Origin of the sequence: Aquabacterium sp. CECT 9606, assembly GCF_918741295.1 — a bacterium.
GTDB lineage: Bacteria > Pseudomonadota > Gammaproteobacteria > Burkholderiales > Burkholderiaceae_C > Aquabacterium.
Map to the genome: position 1 here is coordinate 978,591 of NZ_CAKKNB010000002.1, position 12,395 is coordinate 990,985.

The window sequence follows — 12,395 nt, forward strand, 5'->3', positions numbered from 1 at the left end:
TCGGCAACCTCATTTTTGAATCAGGAATTCCGGTGACACGGCGGTCATCAGGATGGCGGCATTGACGCGCTTGTCCAGCGCGCTGTTGATGTCTGCGGTGTTGGTGCTGGTCTCGTTCAGCGCCGGCACGGGGATGGTCGTGATCGCGGTGGTGATGTCCTTGCGCAAGGCTTGACTCATGATCCCGCCCAACAAGCGGTTCGACAAGTCGGACACCAGGTCATCCGGGGTGTTGGCCAGCGCCCGTTGATCCGTCAACACCAGGCGCACGCCGGTTTGATTGCTCACCTTGCCAATGCCGTTGTTGAGCACCGACATCACGGCATTGACATACCCTGTCACGCTGATTTCGCTGGTGATCTGCATCTCTGGCAACACCATGCCCAAGGATGCGCTCTTGCTTTGCGACAGCACGTAGCCCGGGCGGAAGAAATTGAACACCGATGGCGAATTCCAGGGCGACTGCCCGAAGGAAGAGGCTGCGTCGCCGGTGGACGTGATGCCCACGTTTTTGAGCCGCTGGCTGCCGGTTTTCAAGCCAGGCCCATCAAAGTTGAATGCCCGCAGCAGTGCGGTCAGGCGCAAAACAGGTTCACGCAGTTTGCCGTCCGAATCCAGGGCGCGGTAAGGCGATCCCAGGGCTTCCTCGTCCATGAGGATGGCTTTGACGACTTCCTTGATGTTGCCGTTCGTGGCCACGAATTTCTGCGCGACACGCGAGACATAGGCAGGACTGGGGTTGCTGGTGACCAGGCGTTGGATCAACTGCCGGCTGAAAAACGGCGCCACGTTCTTGTGGTTGGCCAAGGTGTCCAAGGCGATCTTCAAATCGGCTTGCGGATCCGAGCTGGAACGCGCAGGCAGGCTGACCTTGAGGAAGGATGTGGCCGATGTGGAATGGAAGGCCGGGTAGGGCACCATGGCGCGGTAAGCGCCCTCGGGGTCCAGGCAACTGGTCACGCCCAGGAAGCAGTCGTAGTCACTCTGGCTGGCATAGGCTGTGCCGCGGTAAAAGCCCCAGCCCGTGAAGATCTTGGCCAGGCCCTGCACGTCTTCGCTGGTGTAGCTGGGCTTGGGTTGGCCATTGCCGCCCATCACCGGCGTGCCATCCATGTTCAGCTCGTGCAGGCCAATCGAGAACAGCTGCATCACTTCCCGCGCATAGTTCTCGTCGGGGATGCGGCCGGTCGAGGGATCTTCCTTCTGATTGCCCCGGAAGGTGAGGTACATGCCCATGGCTGGGCTCTTGGTCACCGCTTCCAGCAAGGTGCGGTAGTTCCCCCAGACATTGGCATTGAGGGTGTCGATGTACCCGGCCACCAAGGTCGGGCGCGCCCTGACGTCGGTGTTGTTCAGCGAGACGACGAAGATCTCCGACAAGGCGAACACCACGCGTTGGCGCAGCTGGGAGGGGTCGGTCAGAGCCCGGGTGTAAAAGCCTTCCACCACCTGGTCGGCACGGTTGGGGTTGCCGGGTTCTTCGGCATCACGCTGCTCCATGAACGAGCGGTAGGTCGTCTCCGGGGCCATCGCGAACTGCTCGTCCAGCCACGCGGTGTAGCCGACGGTGTTCAGGTGCGCCACGTCGGCCTCGGTCGGGCCAAACGTGGCGTGGTTCAGGAAGCGCCAGGCTTCGGAACGATTATTGGGAAAATCCGCTTCAGCTTCACCGACCACGCACCCACTGCCGCTGAGCAGCAGTGTGCACATGCCAATGCAGCTCAACCACCGGCCAACCATTCCTATTTTCACTGCACGCTCCCAATGCCACGTTTAACGTGAGCAAAGCGTAACGGTGTGGATTTTCAGGACAGAGAGTGGTTGTCACTAGTTGTGACGCCTCTACACGCGGTAGCGACCAAATGGCACGTTTTCCCCCGTGAATAAGGGGGTTCGGTTTTCATGGCAAACCCGATTGGCCCAGTTTTCCGCCCTCATTTGGTGAAATAAGTCCGGTACCAATCCACGAATTTAGCGATGCCCTCCGCCAAAGAGGTCTTGGGGTGAACGCCGGTCCAGGCAGCCAGGGACTGGGTGTCAGCGTAGGTGGCCACCACATCACCTGCTGCCATGGGCTGCAGGTCCTTGATGGCCGGCTGGCCCAGGGCCTGTTCCAGCGTCTCAATGAACTGCAGCAGCGGCACAGGTTCGCTGTGCCCGATGTTGAAAATTCGGTAAGGGGCCCAGGACGCTGATGACGAGGGCTGCGCGCGATCGAAGTCGGCTTGGGCTGTGGGCGGGCGGTCCAGTGTGGCCAGTACACCCGCGACGATGTCATCGATGAAGGTGAAATCGCGCTGCATCTGCCCATGGTTGAATACGGTGATGGGCTTGCCGGCCAGGATGGCGCTGGCAAACAGCATCGGTGCCATGTCCGGGCGGCCCCACGGGCCATACACCGTGAAAAAACGCAGGCCGGTGGTGGGCAAGCCAAAGATGTGGCTGTAGCTGTGCGCCATCAATTCATTGGATTTCTTGGTGGCGGCATACAGGCTGACCGGGTGGTCCACCGGGTCGGTCTCTGCAAAGGGCATCTTGACATTGCCGCCATACACACTGGAGCTGCTGGCATACACCAGATGCTTGACCTGATGGTGCCTGCAAGCCTCCAGCATGTTCACAAAGCCCACCAGGTTGGACTGGACATAGGTCTGGGGGTGGGTCAGCGAGTAGCGCACGCCGGCTTGGGCCGCCAGATGAACCACGGCATCGAATTGCTCTGAGGCCATCAAGCCCAACAGGCCATCGTGGTCGGCAATGTCAAGCGGCAGGAAACGAAACGGCGCGCTTGGCGCTTGCCGGGCTATTTCAGCCAGGCGGTCTCGTTTCAGTTGTGGGTCGTAATAGTCATTGAGATTGTCGATGCCAACCACCGCATCGCCCCTGGCCAGCAATGCCAGGGTGGTGTGCATCCCAATGAAGCCGGCCGCACCGGTCACCAGAACTTTCATGAACGTCCATCAAGCACGCGCATCACCCCAGCGCAAAGCGGTGGACTCGTCGCCCTGGTAAGTGGTGTTGCCGTGTCGGTCGACGCTGTACAGAGGCGATGCCACGACTTCGTTGAACGTGGCACCTTCGTTCAGGCGGGTGTACTCGAACAGCACGCTGCGCACCACAGTGCTGTTCTTGCGCAAGCGGCAGCCGTGGCCAATCCAGGTCGGGCCCTGGATGGTGACGCCTGACTCGATGCACGATCCCGAACCGATGTACACCGGGCCGGTGATCTTGACGGTGTCCCAGTCGATCTTCGTGTTCAGGCCGACCCACACGCCGGGGCGCACTTCGGTGCCCGGCATGTCCATCTGGGCGATTTCGCCGCGCAGCACACGCTGGCACACCGACCAGTAGTCGCTCACCCGGCCGATGTCGATCCAGTTGAAATGCCGGCTTTGCGCAAAGAAGGGCAGGCCACGCTCGGCCAACAGCGGGAACAGCTGGCTGCCAATGTCGAACTCGACGCCTTGAGGCACCATTTCCAGAATTTGCGGCTCGAAGATGTAGATGCCGGTGCTGGCCAGGTTGGATTTGGCTTCTTCGGGGCTGGGCTTTTCCTGGAACGAGGTCACGCGGCCTTCCTTGTCCGATACCACGATGCCGTAGTTCTTGACCTGGTCCTTGGGCACTTCGAGTGCCACCACGCTGGCCATGGCCTTTTTCACCTTGTGCTCGAAAAGGGCAGCGCTGATGTCGAGGTCGATGATGGCGTCGCCGCACATCACGATGGTGGTGTCGTCAAAGAAACCGCTGAAATCCTGGATCTTGCGCATGCCACCCGCCGAACCCAGCGGACGGGGAACGATTTCGCCATGTTCGCGGGCGCCTTCGTGCGAGTAGCCAATCTCGACGCCCCAGCGATGCCCGTCTCCGAAGTAGTTTTCAATCTTCCAATGGTTGAAGGCCACGTTCACCATGATTTCCTTGATGCCATAACGCGCCAAGTGTTCAATGATGTATTCCAGAACTGGTTTGCCCAGGATGGGCACCATGGGCTTGGGTGTCTGCTTGGTCAACGGCCGCACTCGTGTGCCTTGCCCTGCTGCCAAAATCATTGCTTTTGCCATGCTGCTGCTCGTACCAATGGATCCATGTTGATGTGGGGTAGCATCATGCAACAAGTGGACCAATCTGGTGCATGTATTCGCCGACACCCCCCAGATGTAGGGCCTGCAGGTGAAGGGGGCGATGGGCATAATTCCAACAAATTGGGCCAAAACCTTTGGGTTGTTCACATGATTTTCATCACAGGCGGCGCAGGATTCATCGGTGGCAATTTTGTCCACCATTGGTTTGAGCGTCTGGCCAAACTCGGGCTCCCCCTGGAGCCCGTGCTCGTTTTTGACAAGCTCACCTACGCCGGCAATCCGCTCACGATCAAAGCGCACCTGGACGCCGGGCGCGCCACCCTTGTTCAAGCCGACATCGCCGACCGCGACGCCGTGCGCCAAGCCCTGGCGCAGCACAAACCACGGGCCATCCTGCATTTCGCGGCTGAGAGCCATGTGGATCGCTCCATCCATGGGCCCGGTGAATTCATCCACACCAACATGGTGGGCACGTTCAGCCTGCTTGAGGAAACCCGCGCCTATTGGGGCGCCATGAATGCCGCCGACAAGGCGGATTTCCGCTTTTTGCACGTGTCCACCGACGAGGTCTATGGCTCGCTCAGTGACACCGATCCCGCTTTCAACGAGACCACCGCTTACGCCCCCAACAGCCCTTATTCGGCCAGCAAGGCTGGCAGCGATCACCTGGTTCGGGCCTACCACCACACGTATGGTTTTCCGACGCTGACCACGAATTGCAGCAATAACTACGGGCCTTACCATTTTCCGGAGAAGCTCATCCCTTTGATGATCCTCAACGCTCTCGACGGAAAGCCGTTGCCTGTTTATGGGGATGGGTTGAACGTGCGTGATTGGCTGTTTGTGCGTGACCACTGCGAGGCCATCTGCCAAGTCCTGGAAAAAGGCCGCCTTGGCGAAACCTACAACGTGGGCGGCAAAAACGAAGTCAAGAACATCGACGTGGTCACCACCATCTGCCGCAAGCTGGATGCACTGCGTCCCAAAGCCACCGGCAAGTACGAGGACCAGATCACCTACGTGGCCGACCGTCCTGGCCATGACCGCCGCTACGCCATCGATCCCAGCAAGATCGAACGCGAGATCGGTTGGCAACCGGCCGAGACCTTCACCTCTGGCATCGACAAAACGGTTCAATGGTTCCTGGACAACACCGAATGGATTGACTCGGTCCGCTCCGGGGCTTACCGTGACTGGCTCAATACCAACTACCAAAGCCGCGTGGCCTGAGTACCATGAAAATCCTTTTGCTGGGCAAAGGCGGACAGGTCGGCTGGGAGTTGCAGCGCTCGCTGGCGTTGCTGGGTCAAGTCACCGCGCTTGATTTTGATTCCATGGGGCCCGAGGCCGCGCCCCACCTCAGAGCTGATTTCAGCCACCCCGAACAAGTGGCGGCGATCGTGCAGGCGGTCAAGCCCGATGTGATCGTCAACGCCGCAGCCCATACTGCGGTCGACAAGGCCGAGAGTGAGCCAGAGCTGGCACGGGCCATCAACGCCACCGCGCCTGGTTTGATCGCCATCGAGGCGGCCAAACTGGGGGCGCTGCTGGTGCACTACAGCACCGACTACGTGTTCGATGGCAGTGGCTCTGCCGCCCGCAACGAGTCCAGCCCCACCGCTCCCTTGAGCGTCTACGGTCGCACCAAGCTGGAAGGCGAACAGCTGATCCAGCAAAGCGGCTGTGCGCACTTCATCTTCCGCACCAGCTGGGTATACGCGGCGCGGGGGGGGAACTTCGCCAAGACCATGCTGCGTCTGGCGGCCGAGCGCGACCAGCTCAAAGTCATCAACGACCAGATTGGTGCACCCACCGGGGCCGATCTGCTGGCCGACGTCACCGCGCATGCCATCCGGGCTTTTCGCCAGGCCCAGCGTCCGGAGTTGATCGGTCTCTACCACCTGGTGGCCCAAGGCGAAACCAGCTGGTTCGACTACGCCCGTTTTGTCATCGAGTGGGCGCGGGCCCATGGCCAACCCATCAAGGTCGCCCCCGAGGCCATCGAATCCACAGGCACGGCGTCCTATCCAACACCGGCGCAGCGTCCGCTCAATTCGCGCCTGGACACCACCAAGCTGCAGCAAACGCTGGGCTTGACCTTGCCCCATTGGGAGCAAGGTGTTCAGCGCATGCTCACTGAAATCACTGGGAAGTAACCCGTCATCATGACTCTCTCGACACGCAAGGGCATCATCCTGGCTGGCGGCTCGGGCACGCGCCTGCATCCCGCCACGTTGGCCATCAGCAAGCAATTGCTGCCGGTCTACGACAAGCCCATGATCTATTACCCGCTCAGCACCCTGTTGCTGGCCGGTATCCGCGACATCCTCATCATCAGCACGCCGCAAGACACGCCGCGTTTTCAATCGCTGCTGGGCGATGGCAGCCAGTGGGGCGTGAACCTCAGCTATTGCGTGCAGCCCAGCCCTGATGGCCTTGCGCAGGCTTTCATCCTGGGCCGCGACTTCGTTGGCAACAACCCCAGCGCGCTGGTCCTGGGTGACAACATCTACTATGGCCACGACCTGCAGGGCCTGTTGATGGACGCGGCTGGCCAGCCCGATGGCGCCAGCGTCTTTGCCTACCATGTGCACGACCCCGAGCGCTATGGCGTGGTCGACTTCGATGCCAACAAGCGCGCTCTCAGCATCGAAGAAAAACCCAAGGCCCCCAAGAGCAATTACGCCGTCACCGGCTTGTATTTTTACGACAAGCAGGTGTGCGACATCGCTGCCGAGATCAAGCCCAGCCCGCGTGGCGAGCTGGAGATCACCGACGTCAACGCCATGTACCTCAAGCAAGGCCAGCTCAATGTGCAGATCATGGGCCGTGGCTATGCCTGGTTGGACACCGGCACCCACGACAGCCTGCTGGAAGCCAGCCAGTTCATCGCCACGCTTGAAAAGCGCCAAGGCCTGAAGGTGGCTTGTCCTGAAGAAATTGCTTTCCGTTCGGGCTGGATCAGCGCCGAACAGGTCAGAAAGCTGGCCCAGCCCATGCTCAAGAACGGCTACGGCCAGTACTTGCTCAAAGTCATCAACGAGCAGGTGTTCTGATCATGAAGCTGATCCCCACGCGCATCCCCGATGTCGTCATCGTCGAGCCCGCTGTGTTTGGCGACGACCGCGGCTGGTTCATGGAAAGCTTCAACCAGCAGCGCTTCAATGCCGAGCTGGCCAAGTTGGGTTTGCCGGCACCTCGACCCTTCGTGCAAGACAACCACTCCTGCAGCAAGAAAGGCGTGTTGCGAGGCTTGCATTACCAGTTGCCGCCCAGCGCTCAAGGCAAGCTGGTGCGGGTGGTGCAAGGCGCCGCATTCGACGTGGCGGTGGACATTCGCCGTGGTTCGCCCACGTTTGGCCAGTGGGCGGGCGTTGAGCTTTCTGCGCAAAACAACCGGCAGTTGTGGGTGCCCGAAGGCTTTGCCCACGGCTTTTTGGCGCTGACAGACGACACGCACTTCTTGTACAAAACCACCGATGTTTACGCCAAGGATTGCGAGCGGGCCATAGTCTGGAATGACCCAGAGATCGGCATCGATTGGCCCTTGGCCGGGTTAATACCCAGTCTGGCTGCCAAAGATGCACAGGCCCCGCGTTTGAAGGATGCGGATTATTTCTAACGCTGTATTGCGCTCGGCATAATCCCGGCATGTTGTCTTCCATGCCACGTGCCCCGGCAAGCTCTCCTTCCAGCTTCTGGCGAAATCTATTCACCTACGGGCTCATTGTTGGCTTTGCGGTGTGGTGCGTGATCGGGTTTCACCATGACCTGTCCAAGATCAGCCTGGCACCCTTGATCGCAGGCTGGCCTGCGGTTCTGGCTGCCACCGCCTTGTCCCTGCTGAACTACGCTTTGCGCGTGGTGCGGTGGAAAATGTATTTGACGCGGTTGGGGCATGCGCTGCCCTGGCGCTTTGTGTCGCTCACGTTCATGTCGGGCTTTGCCTTCACCTTGTCGCCTGGCAAATTGGGTGAGATGGTGCGGGCCCGTTATTACCAGCCCTTGGGCATCCCCGTTTCCGGCCTCATGGCCGGCTTTTTTGTGGAACGCCTGCTCGACCTGCTGGCCATGATTTTGCTGGCCGTGGCCGTGCTGGCCGAGTTGCAGGCCTACCGGCAGGCGCTGTGGGTGGCCGTCGGCCTGGTGTCCGGCTTGATGGCCATGCTGGCGTTGACGCCCTGGCCTTGGGTGGCACAGCGCATGGCCAACCACCGCTTGGCCGGTGGCAAGCTGCTCAAGGCCGCGCAATCGGTGGTGACCATGCTGGGCAGTGCGCGCCAGTTCCTCACACCGGGCATCTTGTTCATGAGCCTGTCCCTTGGTTTGTTGGCCTGGGGTGCCGAGGCCGTCGGGCTCAAACTGGTGGGCGATGTGATTTCCCCGGCGCCCTTGCCGCTGTCATCGGCGATGGGTATTTATGCCATCGCCATCATCGTCGGAGCCCTGTCCTTCCTGCCTGGTGGTCTGGGCAGCACCGAGGCCGTCATGGCCAGCTTGTTGTATGCGCATGGCTACCAGCTGCCCGATGCCATCCTTCTGACACTGGTGTGTCGTCTCTTGACACTGTGGTTGGCCGTGCTCATCGGCTGGGTTTGCGTGTGGGCTTTGCGAGGCCAAAGGTAAAAGTTTCATGTCCCCAATTCAATCGACCCCGCTGTGCGTGGACCTGGATGGCTCGCTCATTCACAGCGATTTGCTGTTCGAGTCTTTTCTGCTGCTGGTCAAGCTGAACCCATTGCTGCTGCTGTTGGTGCCATTTTGGTTGCTGGGTGGCAAGGCCAGGTTGAAGGCCGAGATCGCCAGCCGCGTGCAGATCAATGGCGCCGCTTTGCCTTACTCCGAGGCCTTTCTCGCTTGGCTCAAGGGCCAGAAAGAACAGGGGCGCGAGATCTGGTTGTGCACCGCGTCCGATCAGCGCCTGGCGCAGGCCGTGGCTCGGCATGTCGGCCTGTTCAACGGTGTGCTGGCCAGCGACGGCCACACCAATCTGTCGGGCAGCAACAAGGCCAGCCAACTGGTTCAGCGCTTCGGTGAGAAAGGCTTCGACTATTGCGGCAACGACCACGTTGATCTCAAGGTGTGGCAGCACGCGCGCGCAGCCATCGTGGTCAACGCCGGGCCACGGCTGGAAGCCAGTGCCCGCGCTTGTACCCAGGTCGAGGCCGTTTTCCAGCCGCCCAAATCGGGCATCAGGGTGGCCTTGAAGGCCTTGCGTGTTCACCAGTGGGCCAAGAACGCGCTCATCTTTGTGCCTCTGGCCGCTGCGCACCGCCTGGGCGACATGCCCACCTTGGTGGCGGGCCTGGTGGCGTTCGCGTCGTTCAGCTTGTGCGCTTCGTCGGTCTACCTGCTCAACGACATGCTGGACCTGGAGGCCGACCGTCAGCATCCCCGCAAATGCAAGCGACCTTTCGCGGCAGGCACGCTCAGCCTGCTGTTCGGCCTGTTGGCCGCGCCGGCCTTGCTGTTGATTTCACTGGCGCTGGCACTGACCTTGCCGCTCAAGTTCCTGGCGGTGCTGGGGGCATATTACCTGGTGACGCTGGCGTATTCGTTCGGCCTGAAGCGCCTGGTCATGATCGATGTCCTGACCCTGGCCGGGCTGTACACCGTGCGCATCGTGGCGGGTGCGGCCGCCACCGACATTCCACTGTCTTTCTGGCTGCTGCTGTTTGCCATCTTCATCTTCCTGAGTCTGGCCATCGTCAAGCGCTATGCCGAACTGCACGCCATGCGCAAGCAGGGCCAGCTCAAGGCCAGCGGGCGGGGCTACCAGGTTGAAGACCTGGCCTTGCTGCAAAGCCTGGGCGGCTCTTCCGGTTACATCAGCATCCTGGTGCTGGCCTTGTACGTCAACTCGCCAGACATCGCCGTCTTGTACAAGCATCCCAAAATGGTGTGGATGCTGTGTCCGATCATGCTGTATTGGGTCAGCCGGGTGTGGATGCAGACGCACCGCGGCCACATGCACGACGATCCCCTTGTCTTCGCCCTGAAAGACCGGATCAGCTTGCTCACCGGTGTGGCTGCCGCAGCGGTGTTGTGGCTAGCCGTTTGACGAACCAGGGCATGGCAACCCAGGCGGTCACCTCGTGGGGCCGGGTCATGCGCCCGGAGCAGCAGGTGCTGGGCATGCCCAGCCGCCATGCGAGCCTGCCCCTGCCTGCCGATGGCCGGTCCACGGTTTTACCGCATGGCAATGGCCGCAGCTACGGGGACAGCAACCTGAACCCGGGCGGCGCCCTGGTGTTGGGCCGCCAGCTGGACCGCTTCATCGAATTCGATCCCGCCACCGGCTTGATCACTTGCGAAGCGGGTGTTCTGTTGTCAGAGATCCTGCGCCTCATCGTGCCGCAAGGCTGGTTCTTGCCAGTCACGCCTGGCACGCAGTTCGTCACCGTGGGCGGGGCCATTGCCAATGATGTACACGGCAAAAACCACCACCTGGTTGGCTCCTTCGGCAACCACGTCACGCAGTTCGAGTTGGTGCGCTCAGATGGCACCCGACGCCTTTGCTCGCCCACTCAGGATGCTGATTGGTTTGCGGCCACCGTGGGTGGCCTGGGACTGACCGGCATGATCACCTGGGCGCAAATCCAGCTTCGGCGCATCGCCAATCCTTATCTGCAAACCGAAAGCATTCGGTTTCGCAGCCTTGAAGAGTTCTTCGAACTCAGCCAGGATTCGGAGGCGGATCACGAGTACACGGTCTCATGGATTGACTGCGCCTTTGCGGGCAAGCGCCTGGGGCGTGGCCTCTTCAACCGGGCCAACCACGCGCCTGCGGTCATGAACCCGGCCTTGGCCGAGCAACTGCCCAACCCTGTTGATGAAAGCAGTCGGCGGGTGCCCTTCACGCCGCCAATCTCCTTGATCAACAACCTGTCGCTCAAGGCCTTCAATCTGGCCTATTTCAATCGTCAGCAAGGCGATCGCGTTCAGGCTCTACAGCACTACCGCCCCTTCTTTTATCCATTGGACGCGCTGCTGGAGTGGAACCGCATCTATGGGCCCAAAGGGTTCTACCAATACCAGTGCGTGGTTCCGCCCGAACAAGCTTTGCCCGCCACCCGCCAGTTGCTGCAAACCATCGTGGACAGTGGCATGGGCTCGTTCCTGGCAGTGCTCAAGCAATTTGGCACGCCGCCATCGCGCGGCATGCTCTCGTTTCCCATGCCGGGCACCACCTTGGCCCTGGACTTTCCCAATCAAGGCGAGCGGCTGCACCGCCTGTTCGCCCAATTGGACGGCATTGTGCAAACCGCCGGTGGCCGCCTCTACCCTGCCAAGGATGGCCGCATGGGCGCGCAGATTTTCAAGGCCGGCCACCCTCGGTGGGCTGCTTTTTCCCAATTTGTCGATCCGCGATTTTCGTCAGGTTTCTGGCGGCGGGTCATGGAGTCCACATGAAGAAGATCCTGATCGTCGGGGCCACCTCGGCCATGGCCGAAGCCTGCGCCAGGCGTTGGGCCCAACAGGGCGACCACCTGTTCTTGGCCGCGCGCAACGCCCAGCAATTGCAATCCCTGGCCGCCGACCTGCAAACGCGTGGCGCGACCAAGGTGGGTTCCCGCGTTTTTGACGCCAACCAGCACGACCAGCACGCGGCCTTGCTGGCCGACGCCACCCAAACCCTGGGAGGGCTGGACACGGTGTTGATCGCCCACGGCACGCTCACCGACCAGGACCGTGCCCAGCACGATGTGGATTACGCCCTGGCTGAAATCGGCACCAATGGCTTGTCCGTCATCGCCTTGCTGACCCTGGTGGCCAACCAGTTGGAGCAACAAGGGCGTGGCGCCATCGCCGTCATCTCGTCCGTGGCGGGTGATCGGGGCCGTCAAAGCAACTACGTTTACGGCAGTGCCAAAGCCATGGTGTCGGCCTTCACCTCGGGTTTGCGCCAGCGCCTGGCCAAAAAAGGCGTGCATGTGGTCACCGTCAAACCCGGTTTTGTGGACACGCCCATGACCGCACACCTGCCCAAGGGGCCGCTGTGGGCCAAGCCGGATCAAGTGGCCAAGGACATCAGCCAAGCCATCGACAAAGGGCGCCGCATCGTCTATACCCCTGGCTTCTGGCAACTGATCATGTTCATCATCAAGACAATTCCAGAGTTTGTGTTTGTCAAACTCAAGTTGTAACTTGCAGGGGCTTGGGATGACGCGGCGAACCCCCATGAGTGAGCGTGGGTTGCGCCGACAATTGCCTACCATTTGAAGGGCTTCTGACCTATCCTTGACGAAAGTGCAATTGATGTAGTTGTTACATTATTTTGCCGTTAGTTTGGATGGAGTGTGTCCCGCA

At 60.7% G+C, this 12,395-nt stretch carries 11 protein-coding genes; 8 read left to right on the forward strand and 3 right to left on the reverse strand.

Going from position 1 to position 12,395, the window contains the following annotated elements; all coding sequences use genetic code 11:
- Positions 1-9 precede the first annotated feature (9 nt).
- From LQ232_RS12240 to LQ232_RS12250, 3 genes are all read right to left on the reverse strand, one after another.
- Positions 10-1,710, reverse strand: coding sequence for a DUF1800 family protein (locus tag LQ232_RS12240; protein ID WP_230180589.1), 1,701 nt, complete (start codon positions 1,708-1,710; stop codon positions 10-12).
- A 224-nt stretch (positions 1,711-1,934) separates the two neighbouring features.
- Complete coding sequence (locus LQ232_RS12245) at positions 1,935-2,951, reverse strand: NAD-dependent epimerase (RefSeq protein WP_230180590.1); 1,017 nt, start codon at positions 2,949-2,951, stop codon at positions 1,935-1,937.
- Positions 2,952-2,960: 9 nt separating this feature from the next.
- Complete coding sequence (locus LQ232_RS12250) at positions 2,961-4,064, reverse strand: sugar phosphate nucleotidyltransferase (RefSeq protein WP_230180591.1); 1,104 nt, start codon at positions 4,062-4,064, stop codon at positions 2,961-2,963.
- Positions 4,065-4,232: 168 nt separating this feature from the next.
- Here LQ232_RS12250 and rfbB point away from each other — a divergent pair, with 168 nt between their 5' ends.
- The 8 genes from rfbB to LQ232_RS12290 are packed head-to-tail and all read left to right on the forward strand — an operon-like array spanning position 4,233 to position 12,232.
- Positions 4,233-5,315 (forward strand): dTDP-glucose 4,6-dehydratase, encoded by a 1,083-nt coding sequence (rfbB, locus tag LQ232_RS12255; protein WP_230180592.1) that lies wholly within the window; start codon positions 4,233-4,235, stop codon positions 5,313-5,315.
- Between the two features lie 5 nt (positions 5,316-5,320).
- The gene (rfbD, locus tag LQ232_RS12260) at positions 5,321-6,241 is read left to right on the forward strand and encodes a dTDP-4-dehydrorhamnose reductase (RefSeq protein ID WP_230180593.1); all 921 of its coding nucleotides are present in this window, start codon (positions 5,321-5,323) and stop codon (positions 6,239-6,241) included.
- A 9-nt stretch (positions 6,242-6,250) separates the two neighbouring features.
- Positions 6,251-7,141, forward strand: coding sequence for a glucose-1-phosphate thymidylyltransferase RfbA (gene rfbA, locus LQ232_RS12265; protein ID WP_230180594.1), 891 nt, complete (start codon positions 6,251-6,253; stop codon positions 7,139-7,141).
- A gap of 2 nt (positions 7,142-7,143) precedes the next feature.
- Complete coding sequence (gene rfbC / locus LQ232_RS12270) at positions 7,144-7,707, forward strand: dTDP-4-dehydrorhamnose 3,5-epimerase (RefSeq protein WP_230180595.1); 564 nt, start codon at positions 7,144-7,146, stop codon at positions 7,705-7,707.
- A 41-nt stretch (positions 7,708-7,748) separates the two neighbouring features.
- On the forward strand, positions 7,749-8,711 hold the full coding sequence (locus tag LQ232_RS12275; RefSeq protein ID WP_256450044.1) for a lysylphosphatidylglycerol synthase transmembrane domain-containing protein: 963 nt from the start codon (positions 7,749-7,751) through the stop codon (positions 8,709-8,711).
- Positions 8,712-8,727: 16 nt separating this feature from the next.
- Positions 8,728-10,146, forward strand: a complete 1,419-nt coding sequence (locus tag LQ232_RS12280; RefSeq protein WP_230180726.1) for a UbiA family prenyltransferase — start codon at positions 8,728-8,730, stop codon at positions 10,144-10,146.
- A gap of 11 nt (positions 10,147-10,157) precedes the next feature.
- Positions 10,158-11,498, forward strand: a complete 1,341-nt coding sequence (locus tag LQ232_RS12285) for an FAD-binding oxidoreductase (protein WP_230180597.1) — start codon at positions 10,158-10,160, stop codon at positions 11,496-11,498.
- Positions 11,495-12,232 (forward strand): SDR family oxidoreductase, encoded by a 738-nt coding sequence (locus LQ232_RS12290; RefSeq protein WP_230180598.1) that lies wholly within the window; start codon positions 11,495-11,497, stop codon positions 12,230-12,232. Before LQ232_RS12285 ends, LQ232_RS12290 begins: the two co-directional genes overlap by 4 nt.
- Positions 12,233-12,395: the final 163 nt, after the last annotated feature.